The organism is Methylocystis sp. SC2 (assembly GCF_000304315.1).
In the GTDB taxonomy this organism is placed as follows: Bacteria; Pseudomonadota; Alphaproteobacteria; order Rhizobiales; family Beijerinckiaceae; genus Methylocystis.
In genome coordinates this window covers 1895222-1921210 of the sequence record NC_018485.1, presented here as the reverse complement: position 1 = coordinate 1921210, position 25989 = coordinate 1895222, and the positions used below count along the sequence as shown (strand labels likewise).

Below are 25989 nucleotides of genomic sequence, written 5' to 3'. Positions count from 1 at the left end.
GTCACTCGCTCTTGAGCTTTTGTAAGGGCTTTGGCGTCGGCGACGTTTTGGGCGCGGTCGTCGGCGCGGGCTTTTCGAGCGTGCGCGGCGCCGAGAGGAACATGTCGAGCGGCTCGTCTTCGGCGGGCTCGGCCGGCGGCGCGAAGAATTTTCGTCGCTGCGCGGCCCAAAGCGCGCGGCATTTGGGATCATCGGCCTGTTCGATCGGGATCGTCGCGCAGCGCAGCAGCTCTCCGTCGATCCGAGGCGCTTCTACCGGCGCGCCCGTGGGCAAAACCGACGACGATTGCGCTCTCGCCGCCACGTCGGCGTCGCAGGCCGCCTCGACGCCGACAAGAGCGATGGCGCCGATCACGACGCCGAGCGCGATAAAGCCGATATTCTCGGGAGCGATCCAATCTTCGATTTTCATCGCGGCGCGCCCTCAATGAAACATGGCGACATTGCCGGGCTGATAGCCCTGGCCAGGCGCGATGAAGCGGCGCATTTGTTCGCGCGCCTGTTCCTGCGCTTCGGCCTGACGCGCGAGTTCGAGCGACTGGGCGCGTCCCTGCGAGGCGAGTAGCGCCGTCACATCGGCGAGTTGCTTGCTTTGCAGAGCGAGCAGCTGATTGCCGGCCTGCGAGGCCTGCAGGGCGCCGACAGCCGATTGGCTGGAGGAGATCAGCGTGCTTGCTTCCGAGCGGGTGGTCTCGATGCCCTGCACGATCCCGGCCTGAACGCGCAGCGCGTCCTGGAACCCCGCAAGAGAATTCTGCCAGCGCTGTCGGGCGCCATCGATCAGCGACGCCGAACTCATCGAGACATTCGCCGCGCCATAGTGCGTCGCGAAAGCCTGATCGATCTGCTGGACGTCATAGGCGATGCGCTGGGCCTGATGCAGGAGCTGTTGCGTCTGCGCGATCGATTGCTGGATAGTCTGCAGCGACGAGTAAGGGAGACTCGCGAGATTGCGCGCCTGATTGATGATCATCGTCGCCTCGTTCTGAAGGCTGGTGATCTGATTGTTGATCTGCTGCAGCGTATTCGCCGCCGTCATCACGTTCTGGGCGTAATTGCTCGGGTCGAACACCATGAACTGCGCGCGCGGTGCCCCGAGCGGCGCGAGGGACAGCGCCAGAGCGAGCGCGAGGCGGCTTGCGGAGATAGGGAAGCGACTGTGATTCATGACGCGGCCTCCAGTTCGTATTGTTGGGAGAGAAGATCGGCGGCCCAGACGAGGCCACGACTGACGAGCCAGGCGCGCGCAAAGCCTCGACGGCCATATTCGGCGACGAGCCCGGAAATGAGTTTTTGATCTGTCTTCGAGGACGCCGCGCAGAGCGCCAGGGCCAGGGGACCGAGTCCTAGTTCGAACAGGCGATTGCCGCGTCGCGACTGGCAGTAATAGTCGCGCTTAGGAATAGCCCGCGCGATGATCTCGATCTGGCGATCGTTCAGGCCGAAGCGGCGATAGATGGCGGCGATCTGCGGTTCGAAAGCGCGTTCATTGGGCAGGAAGAGCCGCGTCGGGCAGCTCTCGACGATTGCGGGCGCAATCGGGCTCGTTTCGATATCGGCGAGCGACTGGGTGGCGAAGACGACGGAGGCGTTCTTCTTGCGCAAGGTTTTCAGCCATTCGCGCAATTGGCCGGCAAAACCCTTGTCGTCGAGCGCGAGCCAGCCTTCATCGATGATGATGAGGCTCGGGGAACCATCCAGTTGGCCCTCAACGCGATGGAAGAGATAGGTGAGAACCGCGGGCGCGGCCGATGAGCCGATCAGCCCTTCGGTTTCAAAAGTCTGGATGTTTTCGGCCCCAAGCACTTCGGCCTCCGCGTCGAGCAGCCGTCCATGCGGTCCGCCAAGGCAGAAAGGCTTTAGCGCGCGCTTGAGGGCGTTCGATTGCAGCAGGACGGAAAGGCCCGTAAGCGTGCGCTCAGTAACCGGCGCCGACGCGAGGGAGCCGAGCGCCGTCCAGAGATGTTCTTTGACCTCCGGCGTGACGCCGACATTTTCGCGGGCGAGGATCGCGGCGATCCATTCGGCAGCCCAGGCGCGCTCGGCGACGTCATCGATGCGCGCGAGCGGCTGCAGGAAGATCGGATCGACGGCGTCGTCATTGAGCGAGCCGCCAAGATCGTTCCAGTCGCCGCCCATGGCGAGGGTCGCGGCCCGCGCCGATCCCCCGAAATCGAAGATGAAAACCTGAGAATTTTCGTATCGGCGAAACTGCAGCGCCATCAAGGCCAGCAGCACGCTCTTGCCGGCGCCGGTCGGACCGACAATCAGCGTATGACCGACATCGCCGACATGCAGCGAGAAGCGAAACGGCGTCGATCCTTCGGTTCGCGCGAAGAACAGCGGCGGCGCGGAGAGATGCGCATCCTGCAGCGGTCCCGCCCAGACCGCCGAGAGCGGAATCATATGGGCGAGATTCAGCGTCGAAACCGGCGGCTGACGGACATTGGCGTAGACATGTCCGGGGAGCGAGCCAAGCCAGGCCTCGATGGCGTTGACCGTCTCGACCATGCAAGTGAAGTCGCGGCCCTGAATGACCTTCTCGGCGAGCCGCAGCTTTTCGTCGGCGAGGCGCGGATCATCGTCCCAGACGGTCAGCGTCGTCGTCACATAGGCTTCGCCAATGAGATCGGAGCCCAAATCCTGCAGCGCCGCATCGGCGTCGAGCGCCTTGTTGTGGGCGTCGGTGTCGACCAGCACGGAGGCTTCGTTGGTCATCACCTCCTTGAGGATGGCGAAGATCGATTTGCGCTTGGCGAACCATTGCCGGCGGATGCGGGTGAGCACTTTCGTTGCATCGCCCTTGTCGAGGGTGAGCGCCCGCGTCGACCAGCGATAGGGAAAGGCGAGCCGATTGAGTTCGTCGAGAACGCCCGGATAGGTCGCAGAGGGGAAGCCCATGATGGTGAGGGTGCGCAGATGCGCGCTCCCAAGCCGCGGCTCCAGGCCGCCAGTCAGCGGCTCGTCGACCAGAATGGCGTCGAGATGCATCGGCGTCTCGGGCACGCGCACATTGTGGCGTTTGGTCGAGACGCAGGAATGAAGATAGGTCAGCGTCTCGGCGTCGGAGAGCCAGTCGGCTTCCGGCGCGAAGCCTTCGATCAACTGCAGCAGCCGATCGGTCCGATCGATAAAGCCGGCGAGCATCGCGCGTGGCGAGTCGCCAGACGCGCGTCCTTCATAGAGCCAGCTCTCCGCCCCCGCCGCATCGTCTTCCGGCGGCAGATAGACAAGGGTCAGAAAATAGCCGCTCTCGAAATGGGCGCCTTCCTCTTCGAACTGCGCCCTGCGCTCTTCGTCGACGAGCACCGAGACGGGATCGGGAAAGCGGCTTACGGGATAATGCTGCGCTGGATTACGCTGCGCCTCGACGAAGATCGCCCAGCCGGATCCGAGGCGCCGCAGCGCATTGTTGAGGCGCGCCGTCGCGCCGACGAGTTCGGCCGGCGTCGCGCTGTCTAAGTCCGGCCCGCGAAACCGCGCTGTCCGTTGGAACGAGCCGTCCTTGTTCAGGACGACGCCGGGCGCAACCAGCGCCGCCCATGGCAGGAAATCGGCGAGACTTTGCGGCTTCTTGCGATATTCGGCGAGGTTCAGCATGAACGCCTCTCCTCAGGCGCCAAGATGCGCGGGGTAGCGCAGATGCCGGCGCACGACTTCGACGAAGTCGGGATCGCGCTTCGCCGCCCAGACGGCGGCAAATTGCGCCACGACCCAGAAGGCGAGCCCGGCGATCCAGAGACGCAGACCGAGACCGAGCGCCGCGGCAAGTGTGCCGTTGAGAATGGCGATGGCGCGCGGCGCGCCGCCGAGCAGGATCGGTTCGGTCAAGGCGCGATGGACGGGAACGCGGAAGCCAGCGACCGAGCCGCCATTATGAATGGATGCGTTCTCCATCAGACCAGGGCTCCGCCGCCGAAGGAGAAGAAGGACAGGAAGAAGCTCGACGCGGCGAAGGCGATGGAAAGACCGAAGACGATCTGCACTAGCCGCCGAAACCCGCCCGACGTGTCGCCGAAGGCGAGCGTCAGGCCCGTGGTGATGATGATGATCACCGCGACGATCTTGGCGACGGGTCCTTCGATCGACTGCAGGATCTGCTGGAGCGGCTGCTCCCAGGGCATGTTGGAGCCGGCGGCGAAGGCGGGGTTCGAGAGAACGGCGACGCCGACAATGAGAGCGCCAACGGCAAAGCGTTTGCGAAAACAAACCCTATTCATGATCGTCTCCGAGTTTGAGATAAGTGAGGTCGGCGAGCGCGTAGTTGCCGGATTCGTTTAGGCCCTGAACGGCGGCGAGTTCGATCAACCGGCGCTCTGAACCGCGTCCCGCCAGCACGGCGATGATCTGGATCGTCTCGGCGATCATCGCGCGCGGCACGGTGAGGACGGCTTCCTGGATGAGCTGTTCGAGGCGGCGCAGCGCGCCGTGCGCGGAACCGGCGTGGATCGTGCCGACGCCGCCCGGATGTCCGGTTCCCCACGCCTTCAAAAGATCAAGAGCCTCGCTGCCGCGCACTTCGCCGATCGGAATGCGATCCGGCCGCAGGCGTAGCGATGAGCGGACAAGTTCAGAAAGCGTCGCGACGCCTTCCTTGGTGCGCAGCGCCAAAAGGTTCGGCGCGGCGCATTGCAGTTCGCGAGTGTCTTCGATCAGAACGACGCGATCATTCGTCCTGGCGACTTCCGCCAGCAGCGCATTGACGAGCGTCGTCTTGCCGGTCGAGGTGCCGCCAGCGACAAGAATATTGCTTCGCTCGACGACCGCGGCGCGCAGGATCGACGCCTGCTGCGACCCCATTATGCCGGCGGCAACATAATCATCGAGCGTGAAGACGGCGACCGCCGGCTTGCGGATCGAAAAAGCCGGCGCCGCGACGACGGGCGGCAACAAACCCTCGAAGCGCTCGCCTGTTTCGGGCAGCTCCGCCGAGACGCGCGGCGCGCCCGGATGAACCTCGGAGCCGACATGGTGCGCAACGAGCCGCACGATCCGCTCGCCATCTTCGGGCGAGAGGCGCGCGCCCGCATCTTCCAATCCGCTCGTCAGCCGATCAAGCCAGAGCCTTCCATCTGGATTGAGCATGATTTCGACGACGCTGTCGTCGTCGAGCCATTCCGCGATCCGCGGCCCCAGCGCCGTGCGCAGCATGCGCGCGCCGCGCGACATTGCTTCTGCTTGTTGAGCGTGAGCCGCCACTGCTGTCCCCGGTGTTCGTCGAATCGCTTGTCGGCGGCTCGAAACCGGGGTCGATTAAGAAAGGCCGATGCCGACGCGATGCAACAAGTCAGTCGGAGGCGTAGGGCTCTGGCGTGGAAAAACAGGGAAAGGGAAAGAGAGCATCCGGGGCCGATCACAAACGCTTGGTGGTGTGATTGGGCTTTGCAGCCTGCTCAACCCCAAAGGCACGACAAAGGGGCCGCTGCGAGCCGATCGCCGAACGGAACAACATCCTTATGATCGTACAGAACCACGCCACAGGAGAAGAGCTTACGTCCAAATGAAATTTATGGACCGCGACGGCGCGCCTCTTGACGCCGACATGCTGTAAGATTATCTTACCATTAATCAAGGAGGCGCTTATGGACCCCGCCACGCTGAAAGAAACATTGATCGGCATTCTGACCCAGATCCAAGTCGATAGTGGCCTTGAGTGTCCGCCACTGACTGGCTCGACGAAGCCCGTCGAGCACATCCCGAAGTTCGACAGTAAGGTCTGGCCCGTGGCGACCACGATCCTAGCCACCGAAATCGGCGCCGTGATCCCCAACGACGTGAATATCTTCGTCGACGAGACTACCAAGCTCCCGCGCTCCATCGACGAGACTGCGTCGTTCGTCTGCGAACTGCTTAAGCATCAGAGCGAAAAGGAAGCGGCGGCGGCATGACCGAACCGGATGCCACCAAGCGTAGCCAGATATCAGAACGCCTGAAGGAGGCGCGCAAACTTGCGGGCCTCTCTCAAGGCCACGTCGCCAAGATGCTCGGTCTGCATCGCCCGTCAGTTTCGGAGATGGAGGCCGGCAATCGCCGCGTATCCGCCGAAGAACTAGCTCGTCTCGCTGAAATCTACGACGTCAACGTCGCTTGGCTGCTCGGAGAAGCGCCCGAGACGATCGACGCCCAAGATCCGCGGCTTGAACTCGCTGCGCGCGAACTCACCAAACTCAAACCCGACGACCTGGAACGCCTGCTCAAGCTCCTTGCCGCCATGCGCAGCGATTCTAAGCCGAACGCCGAGGGAGGCGATCGTTGACGAGTGTGATGCGGACCACCAATCCCGGCTTCAATCGTCGCGCGCTGGCGACGCAGGCCATGCAGGCGGCGGCCGCCACGAGGGCGAAGGGCAAGCTCGATCAGGTTAATCCGATCTGCATATACGGGCTATGCGACACGCTCGGTGTCACGGTGCGCTTCAACAACATCAACATGGAAGGAATGTACCAGCGCAGCGCATCGCCGCGTATTCATCTCTCGGCACGGCGTCCGCTGCCGCGACGAACATTCAATTGTGCGCACGAACTTGGCCACCATGTGTTCGGACACGGATCGTCGATCGATGAACTGCGCGAGGACGCGAAGGCGCAACGTTGGGAGGATCCGAAAGAGTTCCTCGCTGACACCTTCGCGGGTTTCGTCCTTATGCCGATCATCGGCTTGCGGCGCGCCTTCGCGGTGCGCGGCTGGGCACCAGAGACCGCGACGGCGGCGCAAATGTTCACGATCGCCTGCGAGTTTGGCGTCGGCTACGCGACACTCCTTACCCACCTCTCCGCAGGCGTGAACATGTTGTCGCGAGGACGGGCTGCTGCTCTGAAGCGCGTCGCTCCCAAAGCCATGCGACTTCACATCCTCGGCGCGCTCATGCCCGAGCCGTTGATTGTCGCCGACCATCATCGCGCTGCGCCGACGCTCGACGCGGAGGTAAGGACGCTGCTCCTGCTCCCGCGGGACACCGAAGTCGCCGGTAACGGCCTCGCATTCGAAAAAGACCTAGAAAATGGAAGGCTTTTCCGAGCCGTCCGTCCCGGGATTGTACAGGTTAATGCTGACGCAGGCGCGTGGGCGTCCTTTGTTCGGATCGCGCCAGAAGCATATGTGGGCCTCGCAAAATATCGCCATCTAGAGGATGACCCGGATGAGTAAGTCGAAAACTTGGGTTGCGCCAGCACCTGTGATCATCGATGACACAAATCTGTCGCGCGCGTGGTCCCGGCTGTTGCTTCACGTTCTCGAGGGGGCTGGTACCGAGATCGCGCCTATGATCCTCAGTCTCAGCGGTTTTGGAGAGAACGGCTCGGTCGCCGAGGACAAAAATGTGCGTCGGTCGCTAGATAAACTCCTGCAGTGCAAAGGTAAGCTTATCGTCGACGACGTTGCGTTCACAATATTTCCGCAGCGTCTCTGGGAGATGTCGCGAGGCGATCGCACCCGTCTATTTGCGCTCTATCGCGCGACATTCCCGCGTTGGCAAGCGATGAACAAAAAAGCGAACGGTCGAGGCCTCTATTTTGAACGCCTAGTCATGTATGGCCGCGGCCCATGCGACGGCAATCAGTTGGAGTGGATTTTGTCCCAGTTCAATTCGCGAGTAGGCGTGCGCCGCTCGTTGCTACAGGCGACAACGTTTGATCCCGAGCGCGATCATGTCGCAAGCGCGCAACTGGGGTTCCCTTGCTTACAGCAGGTGAGCTTCGAACCGACGCCTGCGGGCCTTGTCGTGAATGCCTTTTACGCTACCCAGCAGATATTCGATAAGGCCTACGGCAATTATCTCGGACTTGCCCAGCTCGGCGCCTTCATGTCTCGTGAAATGGGCCTTCCGCTAGCCCGTCTGAACGTCATGGTGGGCGTTGCCAAACTTGAGCGCATTTCAAAGAGCGACAGTGATTTTGCGCCGTTGGTGGCCGCGGCCAAAACGCTTTTGGCTCCGCCCGCAAAAATCAGCCCGGCGCCGCTTGCTCCTGCTATGGCGGGAGCCGTGTCTTGAGGAAAAAGTTTCCTTTGGCGGCGGCGAAAAGAACGCGTGTCCGCCCAACAAAAATACACGACGACGACACATCGGTGTCGCTGCCGATGGACTTGCCTTTGGCGTCGCGCACGGTGGACCTACAGCCTGCGGCAACCTCCGCGCCGATCATCCTTCGCCATCTTGCGCCGGCGAAAGTCTCGGAGGTCTACGAGAGCTACTGGCGCTTTGCGGCCGAACGCCAGACGGTATTTTTCCGGCGCGCGCGCGGTGAACCGCGGCCTTGGACGCAAAACCCCGTGCTTGCAGCTTATAAGTTCACGAATGCCTATCGCGCATCAGATCGCGTGAGTCAGTATTTGATCCGCCATGTGATCTATCGGGAGGATCTACCAAAGTCGTCACATGAGGTCTTCTTTCGTATCCTACTGTTTAAGTTCTTTAACAAGATCGAAACCTGGGAATTGCTTGAGCACGCAGCTGGTCCGATCACGTTCGAAACGTATCGCTACGACCGTTATGATGAGCTGCTCTCACAGGCGATGCGCGCAGGTCATCGAATTTATTCGGCGGCCTATATCATGCCGCCCGGTAGCAGTGCGTTCGGCCGGCCGGCGAAGCATCAGAACCACCTGCTGCTACTCGAACGGATGATGGCGGACGCATTGCCAGAACGAATCGGGCAGGCCCGCACCATGCAGGAAGGGTTTGAAAAGCTGCGCGCCTATCCGACGATCGGCGATTTCCTAGCCTACCAATTCATCACCGACATCAACTACAGCGAGCTCACCGAATTCAGCGAGATGGACTTCGTCGTGCCCGGGCCGGGCGCTCGCGACGGTTTACGCAAATGTTTCGCCGATCCTGGCGGTCTCAACGAGCCCGAGCTCATTCGGTTGATGGCCGACTTGCAGGAACAGGAGTTCGAGCGGCTCGGACTGAATTTCCGATCGCTATGGGGGCGCCGGTTGCAACTTATCGACTGCCAGAATTTGTTCTGCGAAGTCGACAAGTACGCGCGTGTCGCACATCCAGAGGTTATCGGAAGGACCGGGCGAACTCGAATTAAACAGAAGTTCGAGCCAATCCACAAACAGATCGAGCTCTTTTATCCGCCGAAATGGAAGCTTAACGACAAGATACGGGCTTCAACGCCGCAACGCGCGGGAACGGAGTAGTACCCAGAGGAGGCCGCCGTGAATTTCAACAGCTATCAGCGCGAAGCGTTGCGGACGGATCGGGTGCCCGCCCAAAGCCAGGCCGAGGACGCGTTGTCTTTGATCGTGCCTATGCTAGGCCTTGCCGGTGAAACGGGCCAGTTGCTTAGCGAATACAAGAAGCATCTCCGCGATGGAGAAGCTCATCGGCTGTTCAAAGGGCGCGTTTGTGAGGAACTCGGCGACCTACTCTGGTACGTCGCCAATGTCGCAAGTAAATTTGATTTAACGCTCGACGAGATTGCGGTTGCGAACCTGGACAAGACCAAGGCCCGCTGGGCAACCGCCAGCGCTGAGACGCTTGTCTTTGACGCTGAGTTACCCGAGGGCGAACGTTTGCCACGCCGGTTCGAAGTCGATTTGGTCGATGTCGAGGGTGAGGAGCGTCAGCGTGTGCGAGTTATAATAGACGGCAAACAGTTCGGTGCCGAGTTGACCGACAATGCGTATGACTCGGACGGTTATCGATTTCACGACATCTTCCACTTCGCATACGCTGCCGTCCTCGGATGGTCGCCGATTACTAGGGCGTTGTTGCGGCGTAAACGAAAAAGTCGGCCGCTAACGGATGAAGTAGAGGACGGTGGCCGAGCTGGTGTAATCGAAGAAGGCGTGGCCGCACTAGCCTTCAATTATGCGCAGCGGCACCACATGCTTGACGGAGTCACCACGCTCGACTTTCAGCTGCTGCGCACTATTAAGGACATGACATCGCATCTGGAGGTCAATCTTCGCACGACCGGCGAATGGGAACAGGCGATCTTGCAAGGATTTGCGGTCTGGCGCGCCGTATTGGAGACGCGCGGTGGTAGACTCATCGTCGATCTCGACGCCCGTCGCATCGATTATCTCGGTCCTCCTGAATCTAGTCAGGTAGTTGAGGAACCGACTTGATTATCACTGCCCAGAGCCAGCGCGCTCGCCATAGCCATCCCTCCGGCATGGCTGATACTTAGCTTCCACCCCACGATGCCGCGCTCGGCCGCGGCTTTCTTGGCTCCGCCAAATAGCCGAACATCTGGTGGGGCACCATGAGTGCGGTGGATTATCACATCGGTGAAGGCCACCCCCGCGCCGAAGCCCGTGCCCAGCGCTTTGAGCACTGCCTCCTTGGCGGCGAATCGACCCGCCAGACGTTCGATTCGATCTAGCCCTTTTCCGATTTCATCGAGTTCGGCCTGGACGAAGCAGCGCGGGATCAGTGGGTCGCGGGGATCGTCGACCCAACGCTGCAACTCCGCGATTTCCACCAGATCAATTCCATGTCCAATCACCGTTGCGCACATCGGTCCTCTCCGTCTCTATAGGCAGAGAGCTACTGCTCGTGCGCCTCAGAAGATTTGTCATTACGCGACTCTATATCGCCTACGATTTCTTTTGCGAAGCGCTGGCCTCTCGCCACTCTTCGACCCACCGCCTCGACAAAACTGTCATAGCGTTCTCGAGCCTTTGCCTGAGCGGCGGCCTGCGCAGCCTCGGGCAATGGCGGCGTCGCCGTGAGCCAAGCGCGGATGTAAAGCGCTTGCGCTTCATTGCCGATCGCGACGTCGCGTTCGAGCCTTTCGATCGCACGCGTCATCTTATCGAGACGCCGTGTAATCGCGGCCTCACGCTGATCGGCGGCGTCGGGGGAGAGGAAAGAAGCAAGCGCGGCTTCAACGATGGTGGATTTGGACAAGCCTCGGCGCGCGGCGAGTTCATCAAGGCGTTTGAGCAGCGCGGCGTCGAAATAGCAATTCAGTCGCCCCTTCATCGCCAGTCCTCAAAGCTCCAGGCCATCATCGGGATCAAGAGAAGCTTGCCGAGCAAGCGAGCGCATCCGATCGCCGACGGGTTTGACCTGCAGGGATTCATCGTCGGCTTCGGTATCGCCGAAGGCGAATTCCGTGGGTGACGCAGGTATCTCCGGCGTGATCGCCTCATGTTCCGGTAGCGCCGGCTCGCGGCGTATTCCGCTATTGGCGGTGTCAGATTCTTCCTCACTCTTGGTCGAACCCTGCGCTTCTCTCGCCGGGAGCGGTGCGGAAACTGAACGCAACGACGCCCAGTCTTCTTCGAGAGGACGATCGACTGGGCGCTCGGCTGCTGATGGACGCGGCGGCGTAAGAATGCGCGCGCTAAATCGCGCATCCTCAAAATACCGCGCCTTGCGGGCACGGATCGGCGGCGCGCCCGAAATGAGCACGATCTCCTCGTCCTGCGGAAGCTGCATCACCTCGCCAGGCGTTAGCAGGGGGCGAGCCGTCTCCTGCCGCGAGACCATCAGGTGACCGAGCCAGGGCGAAAGACGATGGCCGGCGTAGTTTTTCATCGCGCGCATTTCGGTGGCGGTGCCGAGCGCGTCCGAAACCCGCTTCGCGGTTCGTTCGTCGTTGGTCGCAAAGGCGACGCGCACGTGGCAGTTATCGAGGATCGCGTTATTGGCGCCATAGGCTTTCTCGATCTGATTGAGCGATTGGGCGATGAGAAACGCCTTGAGCCCATAGCCCGCCATGAAGGCGAGCGCTGACTCAAAGAAGTCCAGCCGGCCGAGCGCCGGGAACTCGTCGAGCATGAGCAGGAGCCGACGCCGGGTGGATCGTCCGTCAAGCTCCTCCGTCAACCGGCGTCCAATCTGGTTGAGAATCAGCCTCACCAAGGGCTTGGTGCGGCTGATGTCGGAAGGGGGCACGACGAGATAGAGCGTCGTCGGGCCTTGGCTCGAAACCAGATCGGCGATGCGCCAGTCGCAGCGCGAGGTGACCCTGGCCACGACGGGATCCCGGTAGAGCCCCAGAAACGACATAGCGGTAGAGAGGACGCCGGAGCGCTCGTTTTCGCTCTTGTTGAGAAGCTCGCGGGCGGCCGAGGCGATGACCGGATGCGGACTCTCGCCCAGATGTTTTGTCGTCATCATGGCGCTGAGCGTCGTTTCTATCGGGCGCTCCGGATCGGAGAGAAAGTTGGCGACGCCAGAGAGGGTTTTGTCTTCTTCGGCATAGAGGACATGCAGGATCGCACCGACGAGAAGAGAGTGGCTGGTCTTCTCCCAATGATTACGCCGCTCGAGGGCGCCCTCCGGGTCAACGAGGATGTCGGCGACATTTTGCACGTCGCGCACTTCGGCGTCGCCGCGCCGGACTTCGAGCAGCGGGTTGTAGCCGGCGCTGTCCGGGTTGGTCGGATCGAAGAGGAGGACGCTGCCGAAGCGCGCGCGCCAACCCGACGTCAGGGACCAGTTCTCGCCCTTGATGTCGTGGACGATGGCCGAGCCGGACCAGGCAAGGAGGCTCGGCACGACGAGACCGACGCCCTTGCCGGAGCGCGTCGGCGCGAAACAGAGCACATGCTCCGGCCCGTCATGGCGCAGATAGCTATCGGCGAACTTCCCGAGCACGACGCCGTCCGGACCCAGTAAGCCGCCGCGGCGAATGTCGGTCACATCCGCCCAGCGGGCAGAGCCATAGGTCGTCGCGTATTTCGCTTCGCGAGCGCGATGGACGGAAAGGCCGATTGCCGTGGCGATGGCGACAAAAGCCCCCGAGGTCGCGATACCCGCCCCTTCAAGGAAAACCTCCGGCGCATAGGCGTCGAACTGATACCACCACATGAAGAAAATTGGCGGTGGGTAGATCGGAAGATCGCGGGACAGCGCGAACCACGGCGCTCCCAGCTCTGGCTGAAATCCGAGACGCCAGGCGGTCCACTGCGTCGCGAGCCAGATCGCGATCAGGACGATCGACAGGACGATGACGATCTGGCCCCAAAGGATCTTCGTTGCGTACATCGTGCGAAAGATCGGGACGGCGCGGGGCAAAACGCAAGAGGCGCGTGCGCGGGATCGAAGAATATCGCGGGCTCGCGCGCGAAGACTGGTGCGGTCCGCCCGGCTGTTCAAATCCCGAGACCACGTTTCCTGCCAAAACTCCAGTCGACGCCGCCGGGCGACATGACGCCGGAGATATGCTGACCGCGCTTAGGCTCCAGCGACGGCGACCAGGGGACGAGTTGAAAGCCGAGGCCGTCATCGATCATGGCGAAGCGGCCGGAGGCGAGCGACAGTCTCTGACGGTAGACGCCAGCCACATTGGCGTCCGAGGTCGTGGGTCGATAGGACTGTCCCGTCTCGCTGGCGAGTTTTGCGCCGACGGCATCGAGTTCGCGCCGCCGCAGCGTCGCAAGGAGATCGCGCGCGAAAGTGACGCGCTGTCCTTGGCGGCTTGCGAGACCGGCGCCGGCAAGATGTTCGATCCGCGCGGAGAGAGCTTCGCGCACCTCCTGCCCAAAGCCGGCATGGGCGATCGGCGTTTCCATGCGTTCGACAAGTCGTCGATCAAGCCACGTCGCGCCCTCCGCCTTGACCTGGTCGGCCAGGGACAAGTCGGACCGTACGGCGAGTGCGACGCGCTCTACGCCCCTGGCGTCGGCATAGCGCCGCAGTTCGACGATGCCGCCGGGCGCGGCGTCGCTCGTCGCTTCCACATTGGGAAAGGTCAGATGATGGATGCGGCCGTCCGCGCCATCGACGATGGCGTAAGCCTTCTCGGTCAGCTCGTCGGAGAGGCCGCGTGCGATAAGCCGACCGACGATTGGCGCGTCCTCAGCCTCGCGATGGATTGCGAACTCCGCCATGCTTCTCTCGATCCGCGCCTCGGTCAGAGCGCGATGCATGGTCTTGATGATGTCGCCACGCAGGCCAAGATCGCGCAAGGTAGTCTCAGCCGGCTCCGCGAGTATCCATTGCGCAGGCCCGATGGAGGTAGCGAGACCGAGCCGCGTCAGCCTTTGCAGGCGGCCGATCTTGAGCGATTGAAGCTCCGGATTGGATTGGTTCGCGGCCGGGCGCAGGTCGATGACGCCATCCTCATCGGCACTGGCCGCGATCGCGCGGTCGAGCCGCGTCCATCTTTCGGCGTCGACTTCTCGGGCGAGGTCTGCGTACATTTGGAGCTCGGACTTCGGTCCCAGCTCCAGGCTGACGAGATGTTCGGCCCGCACTCGCATGCCGCTGGAAATGTAGTCGCGCGAGATCACGAGATCGTGGCCGTCGTCTGCCTTGCCGCGAACAAGGACATGGATGTGCGGATTATCAGTGTTCCAATGATCGACGCCGACCCAGTCCAGCTTGGTCCCAAGATCGCGCTCGGCTTCGCGCATGAGGTCGCGAGTGAAGGCGCGAAGGTCTTCCAATTCGGTCGCGTCTTCCGGGCTGACGATGAACCGAAAATGATGGCGGTCGTCCGTGCAGCGTTCGACGAAAGCGGCGGGGTCCGGTGTGTTGGTGCCGGCACCGAACAGGCGCGCCTTCTGCTCGTCGCGAGTGACGCCTTCTCGCCTCAAGTAGGCGACATGCGTCGCGAGCGGCGCCGTTCGAAAGGCGTGCCCCTTGTGGCGCACGACGCGAGCCTTAACGATGACGCGGCGGGCGCTCGACAGGAGCCCACGCTCGGCGGCAATTGCACGCCCACGGCCTCGGCCAAAGGTGGAAGCCCGCGCGCGCCCAAGGCGGCCTCGCGCGCCGACGCCCCCAGCCTTGTTCGCGGCCTTCAGTACCTGACCGACAAAGCTTTTGGGCGCACGCCCGCTTCGGCTTTGGCGAATGCGTCCCGGACGAACGCGCAGATCGTCGCCACCGTCGCTCACGACACTTTCGCTTTTCGATGAGTGTCACCAGTTTTGATGGGATGCCGAAAGATTGCTGCTGTGATGGCACGTCGCCCATCCGACCGGCACGCACGAAAGCCCTGCGCAGCAAGGGCTCGCGCGGCGGCAGTGCCGCGCCTTGTATCTTGCAATCCTTCGGTCGCTGTCGCGCCCTTAGCGGTCCCCTCGCGCAAAGGCGCGAGAGACTGCGCTACCATGCGATAGAATACGAAACTGGTCATTCGGGCAATTGCATCCTCGTGCGGGCAACAAAAACGCCGGCGGTCTGCAGAGAATCCGCAGGCGATAGAGTTCGCGAAGCGCTGTCCGAATGCGGTTCGCGTGCAAATATTTTGTCGTCGCGCGGCGCCGGAAAGAGAGGATGAAGGGCAGCTTTTTGACTCCTCCGAACGCGGTTGGCGCCTCCGTCCGCGGTCGCCTCTCGCGCCATTTTCGGCGCCGCCAGCGTGACGAACATCGGCGCACGAAGCGCATAAGGCGGCGCCGAAATTGCCGCAGCCGGAATGCAGGCGAAGCCGAGCTCGGGCGCCAGTCGCGCGACATAGTCCGTGGTCTCGGTGGGCAGCGGTCGGCCGCGAAGAAGATGATCCTCGTAGCGCCGTGGACCGGCGTTATAGGCGGCGAGAACTCCTATCTCACCGTAGCGGTCGAACATCTCGGCAAGATAGGCGGCGCCCGCCACGATATTGTCGTGCGGATCGAATGGATCGGGACCAAGACTGAGTTTGGCCTGCAGCTCAGCATATGTCTTCGGCATAACCTGCATAAGGCCAATCGCGCCTTTTTCGGAGACGGATTTGGCGTCGCCATTGCTTTCGGCGCGCATGACGGCGCGTATCCAATCGGGCGGAACATGAAATCGTCGAGACGCCTCCTGGATGGCGTTTGCGACGACGCTTCTTGGCGATCGAGCGGTTGTCGCTGCGCGAAGCCCGAGCATCTCGGAATGCGCCGGCAACACGGCCGTGGTGTAAAACAGAGCGGCGCTCACTGCTGCCCGGGTCGCGCGTTTACGACCCACGCCATGGGCATCGAGCCGCAGGAAAGCGATCGAGAAAACGATCATCAATCGTCCTCCCTCGTCCAGAGAGGCGCGGCGCGCCCCACGACGCCTTCGATCGGAAACGCGCCAAAATACCGTCCGTCGAGAGACGCCGCTTCGTTCCAGTTGAGGAGAAAGGCCTCGCCGGGAAGGAGAACAAAGCACCCACTCCAAACGGGCAGCGGTCGGTCGGCGTGATCCTGTTCGCGCGCCTGCGTCATGACGATTCCATCGACGCTGACCGCGAGCCCGTCGCGGCATATTTTTTGACCGGGCAATGCCGCCACCCGTTTGATCAGCGGCGCGCCTTTGGGGAGATAATGGCGTTCGGTGAGCCAGTCGGCGAGCGGCGCTGGCGGCCGGGCGACGACAAGGTCGGTGACGGCCAAATCGCCGATCGGCTGCACGGCATAGAGGCCGATCGGCACGCTGGCCGACGCGTTCCAGACGACGAGCGGCTCGCGGTGAACGAAGGAAGTCGACGCGAGCGCGCCGCAGGAAAGGAACATGAGGGGGAAGATTTTCATGGTTAGACTTCAATCTTTGAGCGAAGTAGCCAGGCGCGATGGCGCTCGCGCGAATAGGGGCGAGGCGACAGGCCGGCGGCCAATCGGTTGTGAACGTGACGCCAGTGATCGGGACAGATTTCCTGCGGCGCGAAGCCGAGCGCCTCGACGGCGTCGATCGCTCTCAAGACGCGCTGGACTTTATCCCAGCCGACCGATCGCAGCAGAATTTCAGCGCCGGGCCTGACGCCGGGAACGGTCGAACAGGGTTCGCCGACATGGCAGGCGCGTAAGATGTCGATGCGGGAAACCAGCGTCCCATGGCCGTTCGACGCCCAGCGCATGAAGGCGAAAATCGAATCCGGCGCGAAGGTCGAGATGCGTCGGCGGCGGTCGAGCGTGCGTTCACTGATCGGCGTTCCGAAACGAATCCAGCGCTCGATCTTGCCTTTCAGGAAATAGAGTTCGACCTCCGTTAGCGCGCTCATGACGCGCCTCCCTTAACGGGAGTTTGGACCCGCGGGTGTTGCCGATCGAACAATGCGCGCTGCATGTCAGCGACAATCCGACAGCCTTCGGATGCGGCGCTATCGATCCGCTTGAACGATTTTGCCTTGAGGGTGATGGCGCGAATGCGGAAGCTGACGCCAATCACGCTGGCGCATTCTTTTTGCGAAGCCGAGTGTCGTGTCAGGAGATTCAGCGTCAGTTTGAAAAGCTCAAATCGCTGTCCAAGACACCGGAATTCGCCGGATGGGCGCGCAATAAAGTTAGATTCACTGTTAGTACAAGTTAGGCGCGCCGTTTTGCGCTCGAATAGAAAGAGTTGTGAGTGATTTTGGTTCCCGATAGCACGCGCCAAGGGTTCCTGATGGCACGTGGCGGGAGTTCCTGATAGCACGCGCGTTTTCACAGCTTATCCACAGAGTTATCCACAGGCTTCCGGCCCGTGGATTTTGGGCTGCGTGATTTCGTGGCGGGCTCGATGCGCATTTCTGTCTGCGCGCCGCTCTCCGCCGGCTTGAACATCAGACACTCGTGTCCTCGAGAATTGCGCTCGATCGTCAACGCATAGCCGGGCAAGGGCTGGCGTCGAACGATGTCGCGCAATTCGAAAGCAAAGCGTTTGAACGGCGACAGACTTGCGGATTTGAGGTGAAGATGGTCGAGCTCGAAGGACCAGCCGCCCTTCTGACGCCCGCCGTGCTTGCGCACGATGCGATAGAGCCAGCGTTCGAGGCCGCCGGTCAGCGCGAAATACGCCCGGTCGATCGACAGCACGAGGTCGTTGTCGAGCACCGCGCGATAGAACCAGTCGGTCAGAACGAGTTCGACGCCAAGCGGGCGACCGCTCGCGTCGGTCCGCTCTTTCCACTCGTTGATCCAGGAGAAGCGGCGCGTCCATCGTTCCGCCGGCTGGCGGATCGAGGTCTCGATCGTCGTGGACTGCAGGCGATCCAGGGCCGCACGGAAGCGATGGTAATCCCGCGCCGATGTTCCGCGGTCGATGAAGGTGAGGATTTCGCGCGGGGTCGCCAGCATCAGACGAGAGGTGTCACGGCCCCCGTTGCGCGCCGCGATGATCTGCGAGGCGGCCCAGATCAATATGTCGGCGTCCCAGATCGTCGCCATGCCATATTCGGGCGTCGCGTCGACGCGAATGCTCAGCTCTCCCATGCGGAAGTCGATCGGGGTGACGCGTGGTGATTTGGCGAGGCTGAAGAACGGATAGGCCATGAGGTCCTGCACGTCGCGCGGCGCGATATCGGCCGGGACGCAGCGAAACGGGCTGAGCTTAACGAGTTCGCCGCTGGGGCGCCGTGTCGTGGACATGATCGATGTCCGTTCAACGGCGATCGGGAAGCGTGGCGGCGGCGCCATTCGGCGCTTGGCGTCTCGCCGGCAGCACCGTTCCGACCCCCGGATCGGAGGTCGAGGCTTTGGCGCCGCGCGCCGCCCAGGCCTGCAAATCCTCAAGTCGATAGACGACGCGGCCGCCAAGTTTCGAGTAGAGCGGCCCCGTGCCGTAGGTGCGGTGTTTTTCCAGAGTTCGGCCGGAGAGCCCCAGGAAACGCGCGGCTTCGGGCGTGCGCAGAAAGCGTGGCGGCAGATCGGTCATGGCGGCGGACATCGGCGAGCCTTGGCGAGTCGAGGCGCGCCGCCGAACATCGGCGGCTGTCGTCGATCACTTTGGCGAAGAAATTCCGGCAGGGGGGATGGCGAAGATTGGGGAGGCGAATTTCGCCACCCCTTGAATGCGCGAAGCGGCGCCGCAGTCGTATCCGATGATTATTTACGTAGGAATTTGCGATAGCCGCCGCGCATCAGCGCTACGCCATTGCGTACGAGTCGGATTGTGGCGTCGCGAACGGACGAGGATTTCCAAGACTCGGCGTCGACTCGCGCGGATCCGAACAGGCATTCGGCGATGACGCGGTAGGACGCACCGCTCAAATGGCCGTCGAGCGCTCGAAGCGTGTTGACGAGGCGGACGGCGCGTAACGGTGTGGCCGGCTTCGCGTGGCCCCTCGTGAAGCGCCAGAAATGCATCGCCGCCTCAGCGCGATGTGGCATCATCCTGTCGTGCGGAATGACGGCGGCGAGCGGGTCTCCTTCGCGCGGCGGGTTGGGAAGCCATAGCTGATATTGGTTGCGTCCTGTTCCGACGATGAGGTGCTCGCCGTCATTCACGCGCAGCCGCGTATGCAGGCCTGGCCAATCTGACGGCGAGAATCTCAACTCGCCGGCCTTTGTTGGACTTGGCACAAGAATGACGGCGCTCGCGCGCGCTTCGGGAAGCCAGAAAATATCAGCTTCATTCGCGCCGAGCGTGGGGTCTACGGCGAAATCGCAACCCCCAGCGCCGCTGCGCGCCGGCAACGCCGGAGTCCACAGCGGCTCGAAATCGAGAGTTGGCGAAGTCGGCGTGATATTCTTTGTCGCGCCGCAAACATTCCCAAGCGATGGAGGGCCAGTTCAAATTGTCCAAATAGTCATACGCGCCCGGAGAGCGCCAATCCGCATCAATCATGGATTTTCTCGCGAAGGAGTGGCCGAGCTTCAGTATCGAGAAAATCTTGTCGATAACCCGCGGCGCTGGATTTTTTGGCAGGCATAACGTCATGCCGGGATCAGGCGTCCGATTGCCGCACATTTGACGCAGAGAGAAATTTCGAAGATTGCCATCGGTCACGCCGTGGCGCTGAGAGTGGGGACAAGCAACGGTGCGTGCCTTGAAGCGCTCCTGGCCCCAAAGGAGCGCTTCGTCTGAAAACTGTCAGGCGGGACCTGCCAGTAAATCCTTATACCCGTCCTTCGCCAGCCATCGCGCCCGAGCAAGATGTGTCTCATACGCGCGCTTGGCTCGGACGGGTTCGCGAAGCGGGTCGATGCCGAGCAGAATGCTTGAAACTTCCTCCCATGCCGCTCCTTCCTTGGCTGCGTCCAGCATCCTCAAGTAAACCTTGAAATGAACGCGGTCGTAGTCGGTGACATGCTCGTCGGAAGGAGCGACGTCGGCGATCGGATGGGAATTTTCAGGGTCCACGGATTTAGCATTCCTCAAACGACTTGCCGGCAGATTGACATTCTATGCAGAAAGTTTGCCGCAAGTTAACAAATGCGGCCTGAATGCGTCGACGCACTGCCGAAATCGGCGTCCGAGATCGGTCCGGCTGTGCTCGGCCGGCGCCCGCAACGTTTTTGACGCTGATGGGGATGTAAGTCGGAGAGGGCCTCGCCGCCGAGGCCGCCGAAAACAAGCAAAATGCAGTCCTCTCGCCGATAGTTTGTAGAGAATACTCCGTGGTAGAATACTCGACAAGTCGTTCCTCTCGCGTTCATGGACATTCGGGAGGTTCTGGCGCGCAACCTGAGGAAATGTCGGCAGGCGCAACACCTGTCACAGGAGGAACTCGCCCATCGGGCGGAAATCGATCGTACCTACATCAGTTCGATAGAGCGTCGTGTTTATGCGGCGAGCATCGACGTCGTTGATCGGCTGGCTCGGGAACTCGGTCTCGAAGCGGCAGATCTGCTTCGCAAGCCCGCTCGAACCGCAAGAGTCGCTGGCGCATCCTCAGCCGCAAAAGGCGAAGGTGTCTTGGGCGACGGCGACAAGGTCGCGGATGGCGCAGGCGAGAAGAAGCGTTCAGTCAAGTCGAGCAAACGAGGCGCGGAGACTCCGTCGAAGTCCCGAAAGCAGAAAATGCGCGGAGAGTGAACGGCGCGCGCGCAGAATATGTTTTTTGGATATTTCTGTGGCCTCGCAAAATCATGCGAGGTGGAGGGCGTGAAAGGCGCGGCCAGGCAGCACGCGAACGAAAACCCCGCCCGATGTCTCGGACGGGACTTTGGCGGCGGTTCGTTCAGTCGCCGTTGGCCTTGCGCCCGCGCGACCAGATGAGGGTGTAACCTTCGCCGTCTTCGTCGTCGAAGAGGTTGGCGTAGATCGGAGCGTTGAAGCTCGGATCGTCGAGTTTGACCGAGAGATATTCGCGGCCTTCGGTCGAACGCTTCGACCACGCGGCGCCCACCTCGACTCGACCGATATAGACGCGGTAGCTCGGTGCGTTGTCGTTGGTCCGGTTAGCTTCAGGGACGATGCGGACGCCTCTGGCTTGGACACTGAGCGTCACGATCTCGCCCTGGAACTCGTTGCCGGACTTTTTGAAGGAGCCGATGTTCGCCATGATAGTTCTCCTGTGATCTGCTGTCTTCGAGCCCGCGCCCATCGCGGCCTCGATGGCGATCAACAGGACGAAGGCGATCGGCGACGCACCCGCCGGCGGGCCGAAGCAGAGCGGAGGACGGCGGAAAAGCGAGTTTCTTGTACCGCGAGGAATGACGCTCGACGAGCGTCAGGGGAAGAAAGTCGCAGTTCCGCCGTTGCGTCTCAGGCGATCGAGGCGCAGCCGTCCTTCGGCCAGATCAAGCCAAAAGAGAGGCTGCAATGGTCGCGTTGGTTCGGACAGCATCGTCAACAAGGAGAAGTGGCGCTGGCGCAAACATCTGCGCAAGAAGTTTGTCGCTCGAGGCGAAGGAAAAGAAGCAATCGGAAGCAAATGGCGGGGCGGCGAATCGCCGGGTTCCTGACGGACAACGACTCGAACGCCTGTCACGGCGCTCTTCGTGAGTCTCCGAAGGGGTCCGCCCGGTCGAAACGTCGCCGAGCGTCGCAAATCTTCGGCGTCGCATTCGCGGATGAGATTTCGCCGGGATCTGCGTTCAGGACAAGAGTTGCGGCGAACTCACCGATTCCTGATCGCCGGCATGCGGGGGGACATGATCCAGGCCTGCCGCAAGCCGCCGTTCGAAGTTGGTCGTGGTGTAGAGAGTGATGCGCGCCCAGGCCGTTCCGCCCACCATGATGGCGCCGATCACTGCAAAGGTTTCTCGCCAAATCGCCGATGACGCGCCGATGTCGGCGAGACCAAAGGCCACGTGATAGCCGGCGATAGCGGCCGGCGCCGCGAAGACCGCTGCGATCGCCGCGCGGAGCGGAGGCGAGCGCGTCGCCGCAAATGCGATTTGCCCGGCAAAGAGCGAGACGGCGCCTGAAACCAGCGCAACCAGCATGAACCCGACGGCGCCCGCGCCGCTATGGAACGCGGCGGCGCCAACCGTGACGCCGACGAAAACCGGCAAGGCGTGAACCGCAAGCGCGAACAGCAGCCAACAAAAGAAGCCGAGGCCGATAAGGTTGAACACAATGCCGAAGGCGAGCATGGCGGTTCTCCGTGACAAAAGTCGAACGGTCGCGCCTCCACCTCCGCCATGGCGCGAGCGAGAGAATAGCTGATTTTGACGGAAAGGGAATCCGCGGTGCGCCCCAATCCGACCATGGATGAAGTGCAGGCCACAGCGCGACAAAGGACTCGCAAGCCTTGAATTGGCGCCGTGTCAGCGGCCGCGGACTGTGACGCCTGAAACATTTCTCAAGGCGTCGCCGAGCGTCGTCGCTTGCTGATCGTCCATGAGTTGCCGGGGGATGACCGTGACGCTTCCGGGAATTTCCATGATCGGATATTTCTTGCCGTCAACGCCCACGACATACGGTACGTAATAGCCGTCATTGTCCGTGGGTTGCGCCGCCGGCGAAGATGTATGCGTCTTCCTCGACTTGACGCCTCGTTGAAGAGGATCGGCGAGCGCCCCGGTCGCCACTATCAGAAGCGCCGCCGCAGTGGACACGATCTTCAAGCTGGACATTTTATCGTCCTTCTGTCGGCCATTCGCGAATGACCTGAAAAGTATAAGATAGTGGAAGGCGCCGCAGGTCCAACGCGGGCTCGTCGAAATTGCCAAGCTGCGGGGCGGCGTTTCCGCGCCGCCCTCTTCGAAGCCGGCGCGCGTCGTCGCAACGATTTCGACCGCAAAGCGGGAGAAGGCGCGCACTCCGTAAAGGTAAGCGCGCGGAATTTATCGACAACTCAAGGAGGCTGAACATGACGCAAGACATCGACCGAAGATATTTCATTGGCGCCGTCGCAACGGCTGGCGCGGCGCTCGCGGCAAACACGGCGCGGGCGGAAGACAAGGCCGCACCGACGCGCAAGAGCGCGGTTCACGTCGCCGCGCCGATGCCTTTCGATCCTCAGAAAATCAAAGGTCTGTCCGAGAAAATTCTCGTCTCGCATTACGAAAACAACTACGTCGGCGCCGTCAAGCGATTGAACGCGATCGCCGAACAGTTGGCGGGGCTCGATTTCGACAAGGCGCCGGGCTTTCAGATAAACGGCCTCAAGCGCGAGGAGCTGATCGCGACCAATTCCATGATCCTGCATGAAGTCTATTTCGCCGGCCTCGGCGAGGCGAACAAGCCGGGCGTGGCGCTCAACGACGCCATCGAACGCGACTTTGGCTCGTTCGACCGCTGGCGCTCCGAATTCGTGGGCATAGGCAAGGCGCTCGGCGGCGGTTCCGGCTGGGTCGTTCTCGCCTATGACAAGCATGGCAAGCGGCTCGTTAATTCCTGGGCGAACGATCACACCCAAATCATCGCCGGCGGCGATCCGGTGCTCGTCCTCGACATGTTCGAACACGCCTATCAGATGGATTTCGGCGCAAAGGCGGGCGACTATGTGAAGACCATAATGTCTGCAATCAACTGGTCCAACGCCGACCGTCTATATGAGCGCTACAGTAAGGCATGACGTGGAAATTCGAATAGAATAAGCGCTCACGTCACGCATCACATCTCTCCACCAGCGATGCAGTTGGCGGCGTTTACGCGCCGCCCTCTTCGAATTTCCACAGGGGAATGCCGAACTTCCGCGCCTTGTCGGCGAGGTTGGCGGAGATGCCGGAGCCCGGGAAGACGATCACGCCGATCGGCAAGGTTTCGAGCATTTGGTCGTTGCGCTTGAACGGCGCCGCCTTGGTGTGACGCGCCCAGTCCGGTTTGAAGGCGATCTGAGCGATCTTGCGATTGTCGGCCCAGCAGGCGGCGATGCGCTCGGCGCCTCGGGAGCTGCCGCCATGCAGCAGCACCATGTCGGGGTGCTTGGCCAGCGCTTTGTCGAGCCGATCCCAGATCGCGCGATGATCGTTGAAATCGAGCCCACCGGTGAAGGCTACCTTTGGTCCGATAGGGAGCAAAACATCGTTTTCGGACTTTCGTTTGGCGGCGAGAAAATCCCGGCTGTCGATCATCGCCGAGGTCAGCGCGCGATGGTTGACCTTGGAGCCTGAGCGCGGACGCCAGGCTGAGCCAGCATGGCGCTCGAATTGGTCGGCGGCGTGATCGCGGAACAGCTCCATGCTGTCACGCCGCTCGATGAGCGTCTGTCCTTCGGCGATGAGGCGCTCCAGTTCCACCGAGCGGATTTCCGAGCCGTCCTGTTCCTTCTGACCGCGCCGCTGCGACTGCTCATTGTCGTCGAGTTCGCGCTCGATGCGGGCAATAGCGCGGTGAAAAAGATTGACGGTAGACCAGAGCAACTCTTCAAGATCGGGTTCGAGGCGGGTGTCGCCCAAGGTGGCGACGAGGGCGTCGAAGATGTCGGCGACGGCGCCAGCGATCGTTTGGGCGAGCGGAAGCGGCCTCGGGTCGGGTTCGTCCTGGAAGGGACGATGGCCGTATAGCTGGAGTTCGGCGAGAACGCGATCGGTCGGGGATGAAGACTGCGGTGGCTCGAAGCTTGGGTTGTCGCGGTCGGTCGTCATTTGCGCATTCCTTCGTCGGATCGACCGCGCCCCTCGCGGCCTTCATGGCGACGAAAGGCGGCGAGTGGGCCGGGCTGGCATCCGAAGCGCCGCGAAGGGCCGAAGCAAAGCGAAGGATGGCGAAGGGCCGGCTATTTTGTTTCGCGCTGTAAAGCGCCCGCAAGGGCGCGACGGAAAATAGTCGGCCCGCAGCCATTGCGCGCTCGGACCGCTTGCCGCAAAGGTCGCCCTCTATGAAGGCCGGGGACGCGGTCCTCTCCGACAATTTTGGAAAGCGCGCCGAGCCGACGCGACCAGTCCGACATGAATCCGCGCGGGCTATCTTGTCGCTATCGGCTTACGCCGGGAGTCTCATGAAGCGGGCGACGTCTTCCGGCGCAATCTGAACCCCGATCGCCGTTCGCAACTCGTTGACGCCGAGGTGGCGAAGATCGTCGTTGAAGTCGTCAAAAGCCGGCGACAGGATAATCGCCTCGATCCCGGCGGCGATTGCACGCTCGACCAGGATCGCCGACGCATTGTCGCCCGCCGCATCGTTGTCGCGAAGAATGTAGAGACGATGCAGCGATGCAGGAAACAGGATGGCGGCGAGATGCGCGGACGATAGCGCCGCCATCATCGGCATGGCGGGCATGACGCAGCGAAGCGACAGCACGGATTCGATGCCTTCGCCAGCCGCCATGACGTCACGCGCCATGCCGAATCTGACGCCGTGGCCAAGGAGACTGCCCATCGCCCGCCTTGGCGTCTCGATTGGCGCCTTGTCGTGGCGGGCCGGGTCGAGCCAGGTGCGATGCGCGCCAGTGAATTTGCCGTCGAGATCAGTGACGGCGGCGATGATCGCGGGCCAGGTCTCAACGGCCGAGCGATTGTCGGGCCGGAAGTAGCAGCGCGGATGGAAGCGCAGGTTCGCGGTCTCATGCAACGCCGCAATGCCGCGATGGCGCAAATACGCCTCGGCAAGAGTGCCCGCGATCGGCTGCGACATAGCGAACAGGCGGCGCGCCGATTCAGGCGACCCTATGGGCGTGATTGCCTGAATTCGGGGGTGGACCGAACCCGGCGTCGTTTGCGGCAGGCTGAGAAAGCGCCGGGCCTCAATGACCACATCCCGGAAGTCGTCGAGGCGACACGCCTTGCGGATAATATCGAGCAGATCGCCATGTTCGCCCAAGGCGGCGTCAACCCAATTTCCCGCGGCGCCCTTGCCGCTTTCGGGCCCGCTCAAGCGAACGAACAGGCTGCGGCCGGGCGTGTTTCGCGCATCGCCGACAAGCCAATAGTTGCCGTGGCGGCGGCCGTTGGAGAGATAATGGCGGCACACCGCCTCGGCCTCGCGCGCGAGACGGTGCGCCAGTTCTGATGCTGGGCTGGACAAATGTACGCCCTCCAAAGCGAAAGGGACCCGCCATGGCTGGCGAGTCCCTCGTGGTCGGCCTCGGGGAG

33 protein-coding genes and 1 pseudogene are annotated in these 25989 nt (G+C 62.0%); 10 read left to right on the top strand and 24 right to left on the bottom strand.

Annotated features, from left to right (window positions below; translation table 11 throughout):
* Position 1 precedes the first annotated feature (1 nt).
* The 7 genes and pseudogenes from trbK-alt to BN69_RS20060 all read right to left on the bottom strand — a co-directional run.
* Positions 2–412, bottom strand: a complete 411-nt coding sequence (gene trbK-alt / locus BN69_RS09310; RefSeq protein WP_014891346.1) for a putative entry exclusion protein TrbK-alt — start codon at positions 410–412, stop codon at positions 2–4.
* A 12-nt stretch (positions 413–424) separates the two neighbouring features.
* Positions 425–1168 carry a P-type conjugative transfer protein TrbJ gene (trbJ, locus tag BN69_RS09305; RefSeq protein WP_014891345.1) on the bottom strand — a complete coding sequence of 248 codons (744 nt, stop codon included), beginning with the start codon at positions 1166–1168 and terminating at the stop codon, positions 425–427.
* Complete coding sequence (gene trbE, locus BN69_RS09300; protein WP_014891344.1) at positions 1165–3600, bottom strand: conjugal transfer protein TrbE; 2436 nt, start codon at positions 3598–3600, stop codon at positions 1165–1167. The genes trbJ and trbE overlap by 4 nt, the downstream gene beginning before the upstream one ends.
* 12 nt (positions 3601–3612) lie before the next feature.
* The gene (locus tag BN69_RS09295; protein ID WP_014891343.1) at positions 3613–3897 is read right to left on the bottom strand and encodes a VirB3 family type IV secretion system protein; all 285 of its coding nucleotides are present in this window, start codon (positions 3895–3897) and stop codon (positions 3613–3615) included.
* The gene (locus BN69_RS09290; RefSeq protein ID WP_014891342.1) at positions 3897–4220 is read right to left on the bottom strand and encodes a TrbC/VirB2 family type IV secretion system protein; all 324 of its coding nucleotides are present in this window, start codon (positions 4218–4220) and stop codon (positions 3897–3899) included. Before BN69_RS09290 ends, BN69_RS09295 begins: the two co-directional genes overlap by 1 nt.
* On the bottom strand, positions 4213–5169 hold the full coding sequence (trbB, locus tag BN69_RS09285) for a P-type conjugative transfer ATPase TrbB (protein WP_014891341.1): 957 nt from the start codon (positions 5167–5169) through the stop codon (positions 4213–4215). The genes BN69_RS09290 and trbB overlap by 8 nt, the downstream gene beginning before the upstream one ends.
* Positions 5170–5393: 224 nt before the next feature.
* Positions 5394–5486: pseudogene (locus BN69_RS20060) on the bottom strand (DUF4143 domain-containing protein); the annotation flags it as partial.
* Positions 5487–5582: 96 nt separating this feature from the next.
* Between BN69_RS20060 and BN69_RS09280 the strand changes: the two are divergent.
* The 6 genes from BN69_RS09280 to BN69_RS09255 are packed head-to-tail and all read left to right on the top strand — an operon-like array spanning position 5583 to position 10080.
* Entirely contained in the window at positions 5583–5888 is a 306-nt protein-coding gene (locus BN69_RS09280; protein ID WP_014891340.1) for a hypothetical protein, read from the top strand.
* Entirely contained in the window at positions 5885–6256 is a 372-nt protein-coding gene (locus BN69_RS09275; protein WP_014891339.1) for a helix-turn-helix domain-containing protein, read from the top strand. The genes BN69_RS09280 and BN69_RS09275 overlap by 4 nt, the downstream gene beginning before the upstream one ends.
* 8 nt (positions 6257–6264) lie before the next feature.
* Entirely contained in the window at positions 6265–7146 is an 882-nt protein-coding gene (locus tag BN69_RS09270) for an ImmA/IrrE family metallo-endopeptidase (RefSeq protein WP_014891338.1), read from the top strand.
* Entirely contained in the window at positions 7139–7990 is an 852-nt protein-coding gene (locus tag BN69_RS09265; RefSeq protein WP_051013440.1) for a thymidylate synthase, read from the top strand. The genes BN69_RS09270 and BN69_RS09265 overlap by 8 nt, the downstream gene beginning before the upstream one ends.
* The gene (locus BN69_RS09260) at positions 7987–9147 is read left to right on the top strand and encodes a nucleotide kinase domain-containing protein (RefSeq protein WP_244434900.1); all 1161 of its coding nucleotides are present in this window, start codon (positions 7987–7989) and stop codon (positions 9145–9147) included. The genes BN69_RS09265 and BN69_RS09260 overlap by 4 nt, the downstream gene beginning before the upstream one ends.
* Positions 9148–9165: 18 nt before the next feature.
* On the top strand, positions 9166–10080 hold the full coding sequence (locus tag BN69_RS09255) for a nucleoside triphosphate pyrophosphohydrolase family protein (protein WP_014891335.1): 915 nt from the start codon (positions 9166–9168) through the stop codon (positions 10078–10080).
* Here BN69_RS09255 and acpS read toward each other — a convergent pair.
* From acpS to BN69_RS09220, 7 genes are all read right to left on the bottom strand, one after another.
* Positions 10056–10472 (bottom strand): holo-ACP synthase, encoded by a 417-nt coding sequence (acpS, locus tag BN69_RS09250; RefSeq protein ID WP_014891334.1) that lies wholly within the window; start codon positions 10470–10472, stop codon positions 10056–10058. The two genes, BN69_RS09255 and acpS, sit on opposite strands and share 25 nt — an antisense overlap.
* A 29-nt stretch (positions 10473–10501) precedes the next feature.
* Positions 10502–10939, bottom strand: coding sequence for a ribbon-helix-helix domain-containing protein (locus tag BN69_RS09245; RefSeq protein WP_014891333.1), 438 nt, complete (start codon positions 10937–10939; stop codon positions 10502–10504).
* A gap of 9 nt (positions 10940–10948) precedes the next feature.
* On the bottom strand, positions 10949–12952 hold the full coding sequence (locus tag BN69_RS09240; RefSeq protein ID WP_014891332.1) for a conjugal transfer protein TraG: 2004 nt from the start codon (positions 12950–12952) through the stop codon (positions 10949–10951).
* 107 nt (positions 12953–13059) lie between these two features.
* Positions 13060–14808 (bottom strand): relaxase/mobilization nuclease domain-containing protein, encoded by a 1749-nt coding sequence (locus BN69_RS09235; protein ID WP_014891331.1) that lies wholly within the window; start codon positions 14806–14808, stop codon positions 13060–13062.
* 238 nt (positions 14809–15046) lie between these two features.
* Positions 15047–15769 carry a lytic transglycosylase domain-containing protein gene (locus tag BN69_RS09230; RefSeq protein ID WP_148277242.1) on the bottom strand — a complete coding sequence of 241 codons (723 nt, stop codon included), beginning with the start codon at positions 15767–15769 and terminating at the stop codon, positions 15047–15049.
* Positions 15770–15894: 125 nt separating this feature from the next.
* Positions 15895–16398, bottom strand: a complete 504-nt coding sequence (locus BN69_RS09225) for a S26 family signal peptidase (protein ID WP_014891329.1) — start codon at positions 16396–16398, stop codon at positions 15895–15897.
* Positions 16399–16400: 2 nt separating this feature from the next.
* The gene (locus tag BN69_RS09220) at positions 16401–16865 is read right to left on the bottom strand and encodes a DUF2840 domain-containing protein (protein WP_014891328.1); all 465 of its coding nucleotides are present in this window, start codon (positions 16863–16865) and stop codon (positions 16401–16403) included.
* A 35-nt stretch (positions 16866–16900) separates the two neighbouring features.
* Between BN69_RS09220 and BN69_RS09215 the strand changes: the two genes are divergently transcribed.
* On the top strand, positions 16901–17173 hold the full coding sequence (locus BN69_RS09215; RefSeq protein WP_014891327.1) for a hypothetical protein: 273 nt from the start codon (positions 16901–16903) through the stop codon (positions 17171–17173).
* A gap of 113 nt (positions 17174–17286) precedes the next feature.
* Here BN69_RS09215 and BN69_RS09210 read toward each other — a convergent pair whose 3' ends face one another.
* The 5 genes from BN69_RS09210 to BN69_RS09195 all read right to left on the bottom strand — a co-directional run bounded on the left by BN69_RS09210 (position 17287) and on the right by BN69_RS09195 (position 19924).
* On the bottom strand, positions 17287–18210 hold the full coding sequence (locus BN69_RS09210) for a replication initiator protein A (RefSeq protein WP_014891326.1): 924 nt from the start codon (positions 18208–18210) through the stop codon (positions 17287–17289).
* 13 nt (positions 18211–18223) lie between these two features.
* Positions 18224–18508: a helix-turn-helix transcriptional regulator gene (locus BN69_RS09205; protein ID WP_014891325.1), complete on the bottom strand. Its 285-nt coding sequence runs from the start codon at positions 18506–18508 to the stop codon at positions 18224–18226.
* A gap of 158 nt (positions 18509–18666) precedes the next feature.
* Positions 18667–19068, bottom strand: a complete 402-nt coding sequence (locus tag BN69_RS19805; protein WP_244434899.1) for a DUF2285 domain-containing protein — start codon at positions 19066–19068, stop codon at positions 18667–18669.
* Between the two features lie 124 nt (positions 19069–19192).
* Positions 19193–19408, bottom strand: coding sequence for a transcriptional regulator domain-containing protein (locus BN69_RS19800; protein WP_244434898.1), 216 nt, complete (start codon positions 19406–19408; stop codon positions 19193–19195).
* A 246-nt stretch (positions 19409–19654) separates the two neighbouring features.
* Positions 19655–19924 (bottom strand): DNA -binding domain-containing protein, encoded by a 270-nt coding sequence (locus BN69_RS09195; protein WP_014891322.1) that lies wholly within the window; start codon positions 19922–19924, stop codon positions 19655–19657.
* A 294-nt stretch (positions 19925–20218) separates the two neighbouring features.
* Here BN69_RS09195 and BN69_RS20055 point away from each other — a divergent pair, with 294 nt between their 5' ends.
* Positions 20219–20599, top strand: coding sequence for a helix-turn-helix domain-containing protein (locus BN69_RS20055; protein ID WP_014891320.1), 381 nt, complete (start codon positions 20219–20221; stop codon positions 20597–20599).
* 145 nt (positions 20600–20744) lie between these two features.
* Here the strand turns inward: BN69_RS20055 and BN69_RS09185 are convergent, their stop codons facing one another.
* The gene (locus tag BN69_RS09185; protein ID WP_014891319.1) at positions 20745–21068 is read right to left on the bottom strand and encodes a DUF736 domain-containing protein; all 324 of its coding nucleotides are present in this window, start codon (positions 21066–21068) and stop codon (positions 20745–20747) included.
* 52 nt (positions 21069–21120) lie between these two features.
* On the opposite strand from BN69_RS09185, the gene BN69_RS09180 reads away from it, so the two are divergent.
* Positions 21121–21471 carry a hypothetical protein gene (locus tag BN69_RS09180; protein WP_014891318.1) on the top strand — a complete coding sequence of 117 codons (351 nt, stop codon included), beginning with the start codon at positions 21121–21123 and terminating at the stop codon, positions 21469–21471.
* Positions 21472–21603: 132 nt separating this feature from the next.
* On the opposite strand, the gene BN69_RS09175 is transcribed toward BN69_RS09180, so the two are convergent.
* Entirely contained in the window at positions 21604–22104 is a 501-nt protein-coding gene (locus BN69_RS09175; RefSeq protein ID WP_014891317.1) for a hypothetical protein, read from the bottom strand.
* Positions 22105–22278: 174 nt separating this feature from the next.
* Positions 22279–22587, bottom strand: coding sequence for a TonB-dependent receptor plug domain-containing protein (locus BN69_RS18770; protein WP_041927268.1), 309 nt, complete (start codon positions 22585–22587; stop codon positions 22279–22281).
* 236 nt (positions 22588–22823) lie between these two features.
* Between BN69_RS18770 and BN69_RS09165 the strand changes: the two genes are divergently transcribed.
* Positions 22824–23531: a superoxide dismutase gene (locus tag BN69_RS09165; protein WP_014891315.1), complete on the top strand. Its 708-nt coding sequence runs from the start codon at positions 22824–22826 to the stop codon at positions 23529–23531.
* Between the two features lie 73 nt (positions 23532–23604).
* Here BN69_RS09165 and BN69_RS09160 read toward each other — a convergent pair whose 3' ends face one another.
* Together BN69_RS09160 and BN69_RS09155 are read right to left on the bottom strand one after the other, a co-directional pair.
* Positions 23605–24543, bottom strand: a complete 939-nt coding sequence (locus tag BN69_RS09160) for a DUF2493 domain-containing protein (RefSeq protein ID WP_014891314.1) — start codon at positions 24541–24543, stop codon at positions 23605–23607.
* Positions 24544–24880: 337 nt separating this feature from the next.
* Positions 24881–25921: a DUF7146 domain-containing protein gene (locus BN69_RS09155; RefSeq protein WP_014891313.1), complete on the bottom strand. Its 1041-nt coding sequence runs from the start codon at positions 25919–25921 to the stop codon at positions 24881–24883.
* Positions 25922–25989: the final 68 nt, after the last annotated feature.